This window comes from Enemella dayhoffiae (assembly GCF_002250625.1).
Lineage (GTDB): Bacteria > Actinomycetota > Actinomycetes > Propionibacteriales > Propionibacteriaceae > Enemella > Enemella dayhoffiae.
The window spans coordinates 140,331-153,904 of sequence record NZ_NMVQ01000043.1; the positions used below are offsets into that span (position 1 = coordinate 140,331).

General features: G+C 69.6%; 13 protein-coding genes. 11 read left to right on the plus strand and 2 right to left on the minus strand.

Features of this window, described 5'->3' with window-relative positions:
• Positions 1-26: 26 nt before the first annotated feature.
• The 7 genes from CGZ93_RS14665 to CGZ93_RS14695 all read left to right on the plus strand — a co-directional run bounded on the left by CGZ93_RS14665 (position 27) and on the right by CGZ93_RS14695 (position 8,535).
• A complete protein-coding gene (locus CGZ93_RS14665) occupies positions 27-1,001 on the plus strand; it encodes an AAA family ATPase (RefSeq protein ID WP_094364962.1) in 975 nt (324 codons plus the stop codon).
• Entirely contained in the window at positions 998-2,257 is a 1,260-nt protein-coding gene (locus tag CGZ93_RS14670) for a DUF58 domain-containing protein (protein ID WP_094364889.1), read from the plus strand. The genes CGZ93_RS14665 and CGZ93_RS14670 overlap by 4 nt, the downstream gene beginning before the upstream one ends.
• Entirely contained in the window at positions 2,254-4,644 is a 2,391-nt protein-coding gene (locus CGZ93_RS14675; RefSeq protein WP_141211235.1) for a transglutaminase domain-containing protein, read from the plus strand. Before CGZ93_RS14670 ends, CGZ93_RS14675 begins: the two co-directional genes overlap by 4 nt.
• A 19-nt stretch (positions 4,645-4,663) precedes the next feature.
• Positions 4,664-5,908, plus strand: coding sequence for an RDD family protein (locus CGZ93_RS14680; RefSeq protein WP_094364891.1), 1,245 nt, complete (start codon positions 4,664-4,666; stop codon positions 5,906-5,908).
• 136 nt (positions 5,909-6,044) lie between these two features.
• Complete coding sequence (dcd, locus tag CGZ93_RS14685; RefSeq protein ID WP_094364892.1) at positions 6,045-6,623, plus strand: dCTP deaminase; 579 nt, start codon at positions 6,045-6,047, stop codon at positions 6,621-6,623.
• 181 nt (positions 6,624-6,804) lie between these two features.
• Entirely contained in the window at positions 6,805-8,055 is a 1,251-nt protein-coding gene (locus tag CGZ93_RS14690) for an MFS transporter (RefSeq protein WP_229117489.1), read from the plus strand.
• Between the two features lie 72 nt (positions 8,056-8,127).
• On the plus strand, positions 8,128-8,535 hold the full coding sequence (locus CGZ93_RS14695) for a YchJ family protein (protein WP_176451786.1): 408 nt from the start codon (positions 8,128-8,130) through the stop codon (positions 8,533-8,535).
• Between the two features lies 1 nt (position 8,536).
• On the opposite strand, the gene CGZ93_RS19055 is transcribed toward CGZ93_RS14695, so the two are convergent.
• Positions 8,537-8,704: a hypothetical protein gene (locus CGZ93_RS19055; protein ID WP_176451787.1), complete on the minus strand. Its 168-nt coding sequence runs from the start codon at positions 8,702-8,704 to the stop codon at positions 8,537-8,539.
• A gap of 69 nt (positions 8,705-8,773) precedes the next feature.
• Positions 8,774-9,385, minus strand: coding sequence for a DUF3558 domain-containing protein (locus CGZ93_RS14700; RefSeq protein ID WP_094364895.1), 612 nt, complete (start codon positions 9,383-9,385; stop codon positions 8,774-8,776).
• 137 nt (positions 9,386-9,522) lie between these two features.
• Between CGZ93_RS14700 and CGZ93_RS14705 the strand changes: the two genes are divergently transcribed.
• From CGZ93_RS14705 to CGZ93_RS14720, 4 genes are read left to right on the plus strand one after another with little or no spacing between them, the layout of a single operon-like run.
• Positions 9,523-10,371: an IclR family transcriptional regulator gene (locus tag CGZ93_RS14705; RefSeq protein ID WP_176451788.1), complete on the plus strand. Its 849-nt coding sequence runs from the start codon at positions 9,523-9,525 to the stop codon at positions 10,369-10,371.
• Between the two features lie 20 nt (positions 10,372-10,391).
• A complete protein-coding gene (locus CGZ93_RS14710; protein WP_176451789.1) occupies positions 10,392-11,690 on the plus strand; it encodes an ABC transporter substrate-binding protein in 1,299 nt (432 codons plus the stop codon).
• Complete coding sequence (locus CGZ93_RS14715; RefSeq protein ID WP_094364898.1) at positions 11,680-12,657, plus strand: carbohydrate ABC transporter permease; 978 nt, start codon at positions 11,680-11,682, stop codon at positions 12,655-12,657. Before CGZ93_RS14710 ends, CGZ93_RS14715 begins: the two co-directional genes overlap by 11 nt.
• On the plus strand, positions 12,654-13,562 hold the full coding sequence (locus tag CGZ93_RS14720) for a carbohydrate ABC transporter permease (RefSeq protein WP_094364899.1): 909 nt from the start codon (positions 12,654-12,656) through the stop codon (positions 13,560-13,562). Before CGZ93_RS14715 ends, CGZ93_RS14720 begins: the two co-directional genes overlap by 4 nt.
• Positions 13,563-13,574: the final 12 nt, after the last annotated feature.

The following is a 13,574-nucleotide window of genomic DNA, read 5'->3' on the forward strand; positions in this document are numbered from 1 at the left end:
AACCCGCAGGAGGACACCAGGTGAGCATGGAGACGATGGGCGTCGAGCAGGCGCGCTGGTTCGCCGAAACCTTCGCCTCCCTGGTCACCAACGTCGAGCGGGTGGTGATCGGCAAGACCGACACGGTACGCCTGACCGTCACCTGCCTGCTCGCCCAGGGCCACCTGCTGCTGGAGGACGCCCCCGGCACCGGCAAGACCACCCTGGCCCGGGCGCTGGCGCAGATCGTGCAGGGCAGCCACAACCGGATCCAGTTCACCCCAGACCTGCTGCCCTCCGACGTCACCGGCGTGACCATCTATGACCAGAAGACCCAGCAGTTCGAGTTCCACCGCGGACCGGTGTTCACCTCGATCCTGATCGCCGACGAGATCAACCGGGCCTCGCCGAAGACCCAGTCGGCGCTGCTCGAGGTGATGGAGGAGGCGCGGGTCACCGTCGACGGGGTGACCCACCCGGTGGCCGACCCGTTCATGGTGATCGCCACCCAGAACCCGATCGAGCAGGCCGGCACCTATCGACTGCCCGAGGCCCAGCTCGACCGGTTCCTGATGAAGACCAGCCTCGGCCCTCCGGATCTGCAGAACACCGTGCAGATCCTCGCCTCCGGTGGGACCCGGCCGCGTTCGGTGCCGCTGAAGCCGGTGATCGCCTCCAGCGTGGTGGTGGAGATGCAGGCGCTCGGCGAGCAGGTCTACGTGGATCGCTCGGTGCTCGAATATGTGGCGCGGCTGCTCGAGGGCTCCCGTCAGTTGCCCGAGGTACGCCTCGGCGTCTCGGTGCGCGGCGGGTTGGCGCTGGTCCGGGCCGCGCGGGTCCGGGCGGCCTCGCAGGGCCGGCACTTCGTGGTCCCCGACGACGTGAAGGCGCTGGCGGTCGCCTGTCTGGCGCACCGGGTGATCCTCGACCCGGAGGCCGAGTTCAACGGTGCCACCGGCGAGTCGGTGCTGCAGCAGGTGCTCGCCCAGGTCGCCCCGCCGGTGGAGCGCAAGCAGGCGTGAACCCGCGTGCCGTCCTCGCCCGGCTGGGTCACCTCGCCCGCCGGATCGGGCTCACCCCGGCGGGGCTGTGGCTGCTGCTCGCGACGGCGCTGACGGCGCTCGCCGGATGGCTGCTCGGCTGGGTGGAGCTGCGGATCGCCGCGGTCGCCGCGGCGGTGGTGCTGGCGCTGGCGGTGCTGTTCACCCTGGGCCGGCAGGCGTACGCCATCCGGCTCGACCTGGCCGGCAACCGGGTGGTGGTCGGCGAACCCGCCCAGGGGCGGCTGGTGGTGAGCAACACCAGCTCGGGGCGGACCCTGCCGACCCGGATCGACCTGCCGGTCGGGCCGGAGACGGCCAGCCTGCCGGTGCCGTCGCTGGCCGGCCGGGCCACCCACGCCGTGGTGTTCGCGCTGCCCACCCAGCGTCGCGCCCGGCTGCTGGTCGGGCCGGCGCGCAGCGTCCGCGCCGACCCGTTCTCGCTGTTCGCCCGCTCGGTCACCTGGACCGGGGTCGAGGAGCTGTTCGTTCACCCGCGCACGGTGCGGCTGGCCGGGCGCCGAGGTGGGTTCGTCCGCGATCTGGAGGGGCACAGTACCGATGAGTTGGCCACCTCCGACGTGTCCTTCCACGCGCTGCGCGAATACGTCTCCGGTGATGATCGTCGGCACGTGCACTGGCGCTCCAGCGCGCGGGCGCAGAAGCTGCTGGTCCGTCAGTTCACCGAGACCCGCCGCTCCGAGGTGGCCGTCGGGCTGGACCTGAATCCGGTCGGTTGGGCCGACGACGACGAGTTCGAGGCGGGGGTATCGGTCGCCGGGTCGATCGCCCTCGAGGCGCTGGTCGATGACAACCCGCTGGTCCTGGTCGCCGGCGACGACGAGCTCCCGGCCGCCTCACCGACCCGCGCCCTGGACTCCCTGAGCGCGGTGGAACTGCGACCCTCACGTTCCCCGAGCGAGGAGCGCAGCGCGAAACCCTCACGTTCCCCGAGCGAGGAGCGCAGCGACGAGTCGAGGGGGCCGTCGGCGCTCGCCCGCCGGGTGGACCGGGCGGCCCCGGGCGCCTCGGTGGTCTGCCTGGTCACCGGCTCGGCGGCCTCCCCGGTCGACCTGCGGCGGGCCGTCGCGTTCTTCGGGCCGGACGTCCGGGTGCTGGCGGTACGCCTGGCCACGGCCGAACCGCTGGTCGTGCGGACCGCCGGCCGGACCACCACCGCCACCCTGCCAGGTCTGGCCGAGCTGCCGGCGGCGATGCGACGGGTGGTGCGCGGATGAGCACGACCGTGCTGCGCCCTCGCGTCGCCCCTGGACCCGGTGCTCCCCGGCCATCGGCCCCGCCCCGCCAACCGCGCGGCGTGGCCGGGCTGCTCGTCGACCTGGTGGCGATGCTGCTGCTGGCCGGGCTGGTCGTGCTCACCTTCGCCCCGACGTTCGGGCATGCGACGATCTGGCGGGCCGGACTGGGTGGGGCCGTGCTCGGTATCGGCGTCGGCCTGCTCACCCGGTTGTTCCGGCTGCCCGGCTGGGCCACCGCACTGGCGACCGCAGCGGCGTACTTCCTGGTGGGCGGGGCGCTCGCGATGCCGAGCACGGCCACCGCGGGATTGCTGCCGAACGCCCGCGTCCTGACCGGGCTCGCGACCGCGGCGGTCCAGGCGTGGAAATCGGCGCTGACCGTCGACCCGCCGATCGGCGAATCCGGCGGGCTGCTGGCCGTGCCACTGATCACGCTGCTGATCGCCGCCGTGGTGTCGGTGCGGTTGGCCCGCAGCCCCGGCCGCCGGTACGCCCCCGGCCGCTGGACCCGGTGGGCGTGGCTGCCGTGGCTGGTCGCCGGCGTGGTCGGCATCCTGTTCGGGCTGCACACCGCGGTCTGGCCGGCCCCGATCGCCCTCGGTGTGCTGGCCGTCAGCCTGGTCTGGACCGCCCTGCAGCGTTCCCGGGCCCGGCACGGGGTGCTCACCCGGACCGCGTCCTCCGGCGCCGGGGCCGGGGTCGGCGGGGCCGGTGGGATCGCCGGCCGGGTGCTGCCGGTGGGCGCGGGTGCGCTGGTGCTCGGTATCGCCGCCGCGGTCAGCCTGCTCGCGCTCCCGATGCTGCAGCCGCTGGGTCCGCGGGTGGTGCTGCGCGATGTGGTCCAGCCGCCGCTGCAGGTGCACGACTGGCCGTCTCCGCTGCAGGGCTTTCGGGCGTACGCCGTGGACCGCGCCGACCAGGTCCAGTTGACCGTGGACGGGCTGCCGGCGGGGTCGCGGATCCGGGTGGCCACCCTCGATGTCTGGGACGGTGTCACCTACAACGTGAGCGATGATCCCTCGGCGACCGACGGTGGTACCTTCCGGCGGATCGGTGACCTGGTGCCCGACCCCGAGGACGGCCGGCAGGCGAGCGTCCAGGTCCGCGCCGAGGCCTACCAGGACGTGTGGGTGCCGACCGTCGGGGCGACCAGCGCCGTCGCGTTCACCGGCCCGGACCAGCGCGGCACGGCGCTGCGGGAGAACTTCTATCTCAACCGGGCCAGCCAGACCGCCCTCAGCACGACCGGGCTGCGCCGCGGCGACCAGGCCACCCTGCAGGCCGTGGTGGTGCCCGCGCCGCCCGCCGACCGGCTCCGCGACGCCTCGGCCGCCGACGCCTCGCTGCCCACGGGCGCCCCGGCCCCCGACGTGCTCAAGGAACGGCTCGCCCTGTGGACGGCGCGGGCCGGCTCCGACGCCGAGGCGGTCAACCAGATCGTCACCCGGCTGCGGCAGGGCTACTACAGCCACGGGGTCGACCATCCGTCGCTGCCGGGCCACTCGGCGTACCGGATCGAGCGGATGTTCACCGACGAGGTGATGGTCGGCGATGAGGAGCAGTACGCCGTCGCGATGGCGCTGATGCTGCGCGAGGCCGGGATGCCGGCGCGGGTCGGCTACGGGTTCGCGCCGCAGGGGGCGGGTCGGGTGAGCGTACGCGGCGCCGACGTGACCGCCTGGGTGGAGGTCAAGTACGAGGGGCTGGGCTGGGTGGCGTACCAGCCCGCGCCGCCGAAGGACCGCAAACCGCCGAAGCTGAACAACCCCGACCCCGGTCAGCTGCGGCCCCAGGTGGAGAACCCGCCACCTCCGCCGGAGCGCCCCGAGAAGGTACCGCCGGACGAGACCGAACCGGTGCCGCCCAAGGACCAGGAGCCGCCGGAGAAGGGGTTCGACCTGGTCGCCAACCTGCCCTGGATCCTGGGTGCCGGGATCCCGCTGCTGGTGCTCGTGCTGCCCGCCGCGGCGATCATCGGGATGAAGCTGCGGCGGGCCCGTTCCCGGCGGCTGGCCCGCAGCGCGGTCACCCGGGTCTCCGGTGGCTGGGCGGAGGTGATCGACCGGGCCCGCGACCTCGGCGTACCGGTGCACCGTTCGCTCACCCGCGCCGAGGCCGCCCAGGTCCTCTCCCGGCGGTTCAGCCGCTCCGCCGACGGCCCGGCCGACCCCAACCTGCTGGCCTGGCGGGCCGACGCCACCGTTTTCGGCACGGGTACGCCGACCACCCGCCAGGCCGCCGAATATTGGGACGGGGTGCGCGCGGTGGTTCGCGGGATGACCCGGTCGGTGCCGGTCCCGCGCCGCCTGCTCGCCCTGCTGGCGCTCGGATCGCTGCGCCACCGGGCCGATCGACCAGACCGGTGAGCGGGTAGATTTCGAGACGATGTCTGTCAGTCAGGGGCCCGCTGCGCCCGCCGCGGGGATCCGCCCCGGCGGGCTGTTCGCGCGCTTCCTCGCCTGCATGGTCGATCAGGTGCTCCCGGTGATCGCGATCACCGGCTGCGTGCTGGCCCTGGCCCGGATCCCGGCCGGCTCGCGACTGGGGCTGGTCGTGGTGATCCTGACCGTGATGATCGTCCTCGGCTGGGCGGTCTACGTCTGGTGGTGTGGCGCCGAACGGGCCGCCACCCCCGGGATGAAGCTGCTCGAGCTCGAGATCGTGAACGTCAAGACCGCCGGTCACATCGGCTGGGGCAGCTTCTTCGCCCGCTCCTTCGCGTACTGGCTGCTGGCCGCCAGCGGGATCGGGCTGGTGCTGATGCTCATCTTCCTGGTCCTCGACGCCAACCAGCGCGGCTGGCACGACCGGGCCGGTGGCGCCATCGTGATCGCCCGACCCGAGACCGTCGCCGAGCAGACCCAGGAGCCGTTGACCGTGCAGCGGCCGCGTACCAACCGGGTGGCGCTGCCCGCGCACCTGACCGGCTCGACCAGCTTCCAGCCCGTCGGCACCGCGGGACTGGGTACGCCGCAGCAGGCCGGCCCGCCCCCGCTGCAGCCCGGCCCGCCCCAGCAACCCGGCCCGCTGCAGCAACCCGGCCCGCCGCGGCAGCCCGGCCCGCCGCGGCAGCCCGGCCAGCCGCCGGTGCAGGGCCCCAACCAGTTCGGCGAGACCCCCTGGGGCGACCACCGTCCCGCCGGTACCAGCGGCTGGCAGCCGCCCGAGGTGCTCCCGTCCGCCCAGTCGGCCCCCTCGGCGTACTCGGCCCCTTCGGCCGCCGAACCTCCCCAGGCCGCCGGCCCGGCCGACGAGAACCCCGATCGCACCCAGATCCGGCCGCGCAGCCGCCCGGCCCCGCAGAGCGGGTGGCAGGTCGTGCTCGGCGACGGGCGGACCGTGCCGCTCAGCCCGGCGGTGGTGATCGGCCGCAACCCCGACCCGCTGCCCAACCAACCCGCTGAGCCGATCCGGATGAGCGATGAGACCCGGACGGTGTCCAAGAACCACCTTCTCGTAGGCGTCGACGACCAGGGCCCCTATGTCACCGACCTCGGTTCGCGCAATGGCTCGGGGATCCGCGCCCCACACGGCGGCTTCGATCGGATCCCGCCCGGTGAGCGGATCCGGGTCGGCGCCGGTGCCGTGATCGGTTTCGGCGAGCAGCGGCTCGAGGTCCGTCGCGGCTGAGCCGCCCTCCGGATCGACCACGCGTTGCTGGCCGTCGACGTGGGGATGCGGGTCTGCCGAACAGCGCCCCCGACCAGTGGTCGATCAGGAGATTGGACTCGAAGCACCCGAGGCCCACCCGCGCTAGTCTGCTGCCGTGCTGCTCTCCGACGGTGACATCCGCGCCCGCATCGATGCCGGTGACATCGCCCTCGACCCCTGGGACCCGGCGATGGTCCAGCCCTCGAGCGTCGACGTCCGGCTGGACCGGATGTTCCGCATCTTCGAGAACCACCGCTACCCGACGATCGACCCGGCGCTGGACCAGCCGGAGCTGACCCGCCTGGTCGAACCGCAGGGCGACGAGCCGTTCATCCTGCACCCCGGCGAGTTCGCGCTCGGCTCCACCTTCGAGGTGATCTCGCTCCCGGTCGACGTCGCCGCGCGGCTGGAGGGGAAGTCCTCGCTCGGTCGTCTCGGGCTGCTGACGCACTCCACCGCCGGGTTCATCGACCCCGGTTTCTCCGGGCACGTGACGCTCGAGCTGTCCAACATGGCGACCCTGCCGATCAAGCTGTGGCCAGGGATGAAGATCGGTCAGCTCTGCTTCTTCCAGCTGTCCTCGGCGGCCGAGCACCCCTACGGCTCCCAGGCCTACGGCTCGCGTTATCAAGGCCAGCGCGGCCCCACCCCGAGCCGCTCGCACCTCAACTTCCACCGCACCGAGGTGCGCTGAGACTCGACAGCGGCGCCGCTGCGGGTGATGATTCCCCTTGCTCCGAGAACGGTCTCGGGCAGGAGGAGTCAGCGTGAGCACCCCAGTCAACGCAGCACCGCGATCGGAGCCGGGCGCCACCCGTCGGGCCGTCGCCAACACCATCAAGGGTTCCCTCGGCAACCTCGTCGAGTGGTACGACGTGTACGCCTACACGGTGTTCGCCCCCTATTTCGAGGCCCAGTTCATCAACCCGGCCGACGCCAACTCCACCTTCTACATCTACGCGATCTTCGCCGTCACCTTCGTGATGCGCCCGTTCGGCTCCTGGTTCTTCGGCCGGTACGCCGACCGGCACGGCCGGCGCGCGGCGCTCACCTTCTCGGTGTCGGTGATGGCCGCCGCCTCCTTCGTCGTCGCCTGCCTGCCCACCCGGGAGTCGATCGGCATCTGGGCGGTCCTGCTGCTGATGGCCTGCCGGCTGGTGCAGGGCTTCGCCACCGGCGGCGAATACGGCACCTCGGCGACCTACATGTCCGAGGCGGCCACCAAGGAACGGCGCGGCTTCTTCTCCTCGTTCCAATACGTCACGCTGGTCGGCGGGCACGTGCTCGCCCAGTTCACCCTGCTCATCCTCACCTTCACCATGTCCCAGGACACGCTGAAGGACTGGGGCTGGCGGATCCCGTTCGCGATCGGCGGCCTGGCCGCAGTGGTGGTGTTCTGGCTGCGCCGGTCGATGGACGAGTCGCTGTCCAAGGAGGCTCTCAACGAGGTCGCCACCGGCCAGGACCGGGCCGCCGGCTCGCTCAAGGAGCTGTTCACCCACCAGTTCAAGCCGCTGCTGCTGTGCTTCCTGATCACCCTGGGCGGCACGGTCGCGTTCTACACCTATTCGGTGAACGCGCCCGCGATCGTCAAGGCCACGTTCAAGAACTCCCCGGCCACCGCCACCTGGCTCAACCTCGGCGGGCTGATCCTGCTGATGCTGCTGCAGCCGGTCGGCGGCCTGATCTCCGACAAGGTCGGCCGCAAGCCGCTGCTGGTCTGGTTCGGGGTGGGTGGCCTGATCTGGACCTACGTGCTGATCACCTATCTGCCGAAGACCACCAACCCGGCGCTGTCGTTCCTGCTGGTCGCGGTCGGTTACATCATCCTGGTCGGCTACACCTCGATCAACGCGCTGGTGAAGGCGGAACTGTTCCCCGCCCACATCCGCGCGCTGGGGGTCGGGCTCGGCTACGGCCTGGCCAACGCGGCCTTCGGTGGTACCGCGCCGATGATCTACCAGGCCGCCAAGAGCGCCAACCAGGTGCCGATGTTCATCGTCTACGTGACCGTGTGCATCGCCATCTCACTGGCGGTCTATCTCTTTGCCCTCAAGAACAAGTCCCAGACCCACCTCGACCGCGAACAGGGCCACGCCTACCAGTCCTCCCGGATCGAGGTCTGACCCTGACTCCGGGCCCTCCCGCAGTGCCGGTCCCAGGATGATCGGGCAAATTCGGGTCGATAGCATCCCGGCATGCCCAGCCCTATCCCCCGTCGAGCATCAGTGGAAACGTCTCCCGAGTGTCCGTGCGGGGGCGGGACGTACGCTGATTGCTGCGGTCCGCTGCTGGACGGCGTCAGGCTGGCCGAGCGCGCCGAGGAACTGATGCGATCGCGCTACACGGCGTTCGCGGTGGGGGATGCGAGGCACCTGTTACGCACCTGGCACCCGCGCACCCGACCCGAATCCGTCAGCGTCGACGGGATCGAGTGGACCGGGCTCGAGATCGTCGACACCGTGGCGGGTACGCCCGGGGACGAGGAGGGCGTGGTCGAGTTCCTCGCCCAGCACCGGATCGACGGACGACCGGGCACCCTGCACGAGCGCTCCCGGTTCGCGCGCCGCGCCGGCCGCTGGCTCTACCTCGACGGCGCCGGCTGAGTCAGCTCGACTTCTCCTCGGGGTCGGAGTAGGCCGTCTCGAACTGCTCGGGGTGGTCCTGCTCGGTGCCCAGCTGGGTCGGGTCGAGGCTCTCGCCGTCGGTGGGCGCCTCGCTGTAGGCGGTCTCGTACTGCTTGGGCTCGCGCTGCTCCTGCTCGTGGTCGCTCATGTCCAGCCTCCCGGTGGGTGCGTCAACGGTCGATGTGTCGATCAGTATGCCCCATCGGTCGACGACGGATCAGGGCACCTTGTCCAGGATCTGCTTGGCCCGGGCGAGAGCGAGGGCCCGGTCGGCGGGCTCGTCCCGCTTGTTCGGATCACCGGCGGTCACCCCCACGTTGAAGATGTTGGTGCCCTTGGCGAACACCACCCCGGCGTTCGTGTTGTAGCCACCGACGAGGTAGTACGACTGGTCCCCGACTCCCGGCGAGGGTGACTTCTTGTCCGCCAAGGTCACCCCCCACTTCTCCATCTGGGTCGTCGCCGGGACCGTGAACGACAGGATCGAGATGCTGGTCGTGACGAACTCCCCCTTGGCCGTGTACCAGGAGCAGGAGGCCTCGTGGCTCACCCCGGAGGATCCTCGGTGCTTCTCCACGGTCAGGCCCGTCCCCTCGGACGCCTGGGCGTCGGTCAGCAGGGAGCACAGCTGATCACCCGACATGGCGGGCGCCGCAGCCAGGGCAGGGTCACGGGACGCGGTCGGGCTGGCCGACACGGTGGGACTCGTCCCCGCAGTGGGGGTGGCCGGCTGGCTCGGGTCGGCAGCGGTGGGTGCCGCCCCGGGGCCGGACTGGCCGGCGCAGGCGGTCACCAGGAGCAGCGGCAGCGCCGCAAAGTATCTGAACATTCCTTAATGATCCTATTAGTCCGGGTCATCACGAACACCAGCCCTCAAATCGTTATCGAATCCACTCACTGGATCAGCGTCCCGGCCATTGACGCAGGCCGCCGCGGCCGCCTAGATTCTCATCAATGATCGGGACGATGATTCGCTCATCGGATCGTGCCGGGGAGGTGGCGATGGTGACACGGGCGGTCGAGGTGGAGGCGCCGGCTGGCACCCTGCAGCGTGGTCTGGCCATCCTCGACCTGCTGGCCCTCGGCGAGCGGCCCACGGTGAGCGAGCTGATCGACCGGGTCGGCATGTCCAAGAGTGCGGCCTTCCGCGTGCTCGCCACGCTGCGCGAGCACGCCCTGGTCGAGTGGGACTCCACCCTGGGCGGGCGGGTGGTCCCCGGCGAGCGCGCAGTCCTGCTCGGGGTGAGCGGCCTGCGCACGTTTGACCCTTGGGAGCACGGACGGCACCTGTTGGCCGAGCTGGCGCACACCCTCGGCGAGTCGGCGCTGATGGCGATCCGCGACGGGGCGGAGATGGTCTACATCGCCCACGAGGACCACAGCGACCACATGGTGGGTGTACGCCGACTGCTCGGCGCCCGCCGTCCGGCGTACGCCAGCTCGCTGGGCAAGGCGTACCTCGCCGCGATGCCGGACAGCGAACTCGAACCGCTGCTGGAATCCCTTGAACTGCAGGCGTTCACGCCGACCACGATCACCTCGATCAAGGAGCTGCGCGCCCAGCTGGCCGAGACCCGTGAGCGCGGCTGGGCGATCGATCTCGGCGAACACGAGAACGGCGTGATGTGCTTCGGTGTCGCCGTGCTCGACCATGTTGACCACCCCGTCTGCTCCATCTCGGTCGCCGGACCGCAGGACCGGATCCGGGCCAATCAGGACCGGGTCATCGCCCAGGTCACCGCAACTGCCCGTGCGCTCTCGGAGCGGATGGGTCACCTAGACCAGCAGCAACAGCTGACGGAGACGAGCCAGTGATGTCCCAGAAAGGCAAACCAATGAACAAGATCCGCAGTGTCGCGGTCGCGCTCGCCTGTGTTGGTGCGTTGACCATGGCCGCCTGTACGCCGGGCGAGAAACCGACCACCCAGACGACGAACAGTGACCCACGCTCGGGTCCGCAGGAGTTGACCTACCTGTACTTCACCGACGGGCCCGACGAGCAGGCCACCCGGGACCTGATCGCGAAGTTTGAGAAGGAGAAGAACGTCAAGGTCACCCTGGAGATCGTCCCCTTCGCCAACCTGGAGCAGACCCTGCAGGCCCGGCTCAGCGGCGGCAACGCTCCCGACGTCGCCAGGCTGTCGGCATTGACCAACTTCAAGACCGACCTGCTGGACCTGAACACCTACCAGAAGGACAACCTGGACGGGAAGTTCATCGACGGCTTCGACAGGGCGACCAAGGGTGACAAGGGGGAGCGCCTCGCCGTCCCCAGCGACCTCACCATCAACGGCCCGTTCGTCAACGTCGACCAGTTCAAGAAGGCCGGCGTCGAGGTTCCCACCAAGGAAAAGCCGTGGAAGTCGTGGCAGGAGATGGTGGACGCCGCCAAGAAGGTGAAAGAGGCCAACAAGACCGAATATTCGGTCGCGATGGACGTCTCCGGGCACCGGTTCTCCACCATGCTCAGCCAGTACGGCACCAACCTGATCGGCGCCGACGGCAAGTCGGTCGGGATGGACGAGGCCAAGACCACCCAGATGATCTCCGACTTCGCCAAGTGGAACAACGACGGCACCATGCCGAAGGACCTCACCCTGCAGGCCGGCTCGAAGTACAAGGCCGCCAACGAGGTGTTCCTCGCCCAGCAGGTGCCGGTCTACCTGTCCGGCAACTGGCAGGTGGCCGCGTTCGACAAGAACGCCAAGTTCGGCTGGCAGGCCGTGCCCAACCCGTGCCAGGCCCGCTGCGGGGGCTACCCCGGTGGCAAGTTCATGGCCGGCTTCAAGAAGTCGAAGAACCCTGCCCTGGCAGCGGAATTCATCGCCTGGATGAACTCGGCGGAGAACCAGAAGCAGATGGACGCCGGAGCCAACTTCCTGCCCACGCGCAAGGATCTGGTCGACACCACGATCGAGTACAAGACCCGCAAGCAGGACATGGAGGTGTTCAAGGCCGAGATCAAGAACACCCCCGAGGACACCTACGCGGGCGCGTACGCTCCAGCCTTCAGCAACGCGGCCAAGGCGTTCGTGTCCGAGATCTCCAACGTGCTCGCGGGTAAGCAGCAGCCAGCCGAGGCCACCTCGAAGATCAAGGCCGCAACGGAAAAGGCCATCAAGGATGCCGGCTGACGAAAATCCTGGACCGGGCTCCCGGGGCGGAGCGACCAGCTCCGCCCCGGCGAGCCGGGCCGACGGTGGCTCGGAGAATCGCCGCATCAAGCGGCATCACCTGTCGGGGAAGGCGGTCGCGCCCTACCTGTTCGTGCTGCCCAACATGCTGGTGTTCATCGCGTTCACGATCATCCCCGCCGGCTACATGTTCAACATGTCCCTGTTCGACTCGAAGAACGGGCGCACCTTCGAACCGGTCGGCTTCGGCAACTTCACCGAGATCGCCACCGACGGTGAGTTCGCCAGAATCCTTTGGCAGACGGCGATCTTCACCGTCTTCTTCGTCGTGCTGACGGTCGTCTTCGCCACCCTGTTCGCGGTGCTGCTGAACGACCAGTTCCGTGGACGCACTTTCTTCCGGGCCGTGCTCTTCCTGCCGTCGCTGCTGTCGGCTGTGGTGATCGGCCTGATCTGGGGCTGGATGTTCGAACGCTCCAACGGGTTGATCAACGTGGTCGGTTCGAGCTTCGGGCTGCCCGAGATTCCGTGGCTGGTCAACGAGAACCTGGCCCTCGGGGTGGTCATCTTCGTCGGCCTGTGGATGCACACCGGCTTCTACACGCTGATCGTGCTCGCCGGGTTGCAGGGAATCGACCCCAACGTCTACGAGGCCGCCCGGGTGGACGGCGCCAGCACGATGCAGCGGTTCTTCCGGATCACCTGGCCGCTGCTGCGCCCGACGACGCTGGTGGTGCTGATCCTGTCCACCATCTCCGGCTTCCAGTCCTTCGACTTCATCTGGACCCTCACCGGCGGCGGACCGGTCGGCAGCACCACGCTGATCGTGCAGTACATCTACGAGAAGGGGTTCAGCACCCCGAGCCGCTACGGCCTGGCCGCAGCCGGCGGCGTGGTGCTGTTCTTCATCGTGTTCGTGCTGACGATGTTCAACTTCTGGTACGGGCGACGCAAGGAGGCGGCATGAGCACCACCGCGACCACCGATACCGAGGCCACCCGACCCGCTGGCAAGCAGGACAAGGGAAAGCGCTGGACCTCCACCTCATCCACCGGGGCTCCGACCACGGTCGTGGTGCTGCGCTATGCGGTGCTGATCGCGGCCTCGATCGGGGTGCTGATCCCGCTGGTGTGGACACTGCTGTCCAGCTTCAAGTCCCAGGGTGAGCTGGGCAAGCGGCCGCCGACCCTGCTGCCGGAGAGTTTCGCCCCGACCAACTACGTCGAGGCGCTGTCCCGGTTCGAGTTCACCACCTACCTCACCAACTCCGTGATCGTCACCATCGGCGCCACCGTGCTCACCGTGGTGATCAACACGATGTGCGCCTACGGACTGGCCAAGTACAACTTCCGGGGCCGGACCGCGCTGTTCATCCTGGTGCTGGCGATGATCATGGTGCCGCTGCAGGTGATCCTGATCTCGGTCTATCAGGTTGCCAACACCCTGGGCCTGGTCAACTCGCTGTGGGGCCTGATCATCCCACCGGCCGCCACCCCGACCGGCGTTTTCCTGCTCAGGCAGTACATGCTGACGATTCCCGATGAGCTGATCGAATCCGCACGGGTGGACGGGGCGCGGGAATTCCCCATCTTCCTGCGGATCATCGTCCCGCTCTGCGGACCGGCCATCGCCGTGGTGACCATCTTCTCGGTGATGTGGCGCTGGAACGACTTCCTGTGGCCGTTGATCATCAGCCAGGACCGGGCCAAGTACACCCTGCCCGTGGCGCTTGCCCAGTTCAGCGCCGAGGAGACCGTCTCGTTCAACTACATCCTCGCCATGTCGGTGGTGACGATGCTGCCGGTGATCATCATCTTCCTGTTCCTGCAGCGCCACATCGTCACCGGCATCTCGAACACCGGCATCAAGTGACCCAGAAGGAAA

What these genes read in the sequence shown, in the direction of transcription:
- CGZ93_RS14665 (WP_094364962.1), top strand. Translation starts at nt 27, where the DNA reads ATGGAGACGATGGGCGTCGAGCAGGCGCGCTGGTTCGCCGAAACCTTC.
- CGZ93_RS14675 (WP_141211235.1), top strand. Translation starts at nt 2,254, where the DNA reads ATGAGCACGACCGTGCTGCGCCCTCGCGTCGCCCCTGGACCCGGTGCT.
- CGZ93_RS14680 (WP_094364891.1), top strand. Translation starts at nt 4,664, where the DNA reads ATGTCTGTCAGTCAGGGGCCCGCTGCGCCCGCCGCGGGGATCCGCCCC.
- CGZ93_RS14695 (WP_176451786.1), top strand. Translation starts at nt 8,128, where the DNA reads ATGCCCAGCCCTATCCCCCGTCGAGCATCAGTGGAAACGTCTCCCGAG.
- CGZ93_RS19055 (WP_176451787.1), bottom strand. Translation starts at nt 8,704, where the DNA reads ATGAGCGACCACGAGCAGGAGCAGCGCGAGCCCAAGCAGTACGAGACC.
- CGZ93_RS14700 (WP_094364895.1), bottom strand. Translation starts at nt 9,385, where the DNA reads ATGTTCAGATACTTTGCGGCGCTGCCGCTGCTCCTGGTGACCGCCTGC.
- CGZ93_RS14705 (WP_176451788.1), top strand. Translation starts at nt 9,523, where the DNA reads ATGATTCGCTCATCGGATCGTGCCGGGGAGGTGGCGATGGTGACACGG.
- CGZ93_RS14710 (WP_176451789.1), top strand. Translation starts at nt 10,392, where the DNA reads ATGAACAAGATCCGCAGTGTCGCGGTCGCGCTCGCCTGTGTTGGTGCG.
- CGZ93_RS14715 (WP_094364898.1), top strand. Translation starts at nt 11,680, where the DNA reads ATGCCGGCTGACGAAAATCCTGGACCGGGCTCCCGGGGCGGAGCGACC.
- CGZ93_RS14720 (WP_094364899.1), top strand. Translation starts at nt 12,654, where the DNA reads ATGAGCACCACCGCGACCACCGATACCGAGGCCACCCGACCCGCTGGC.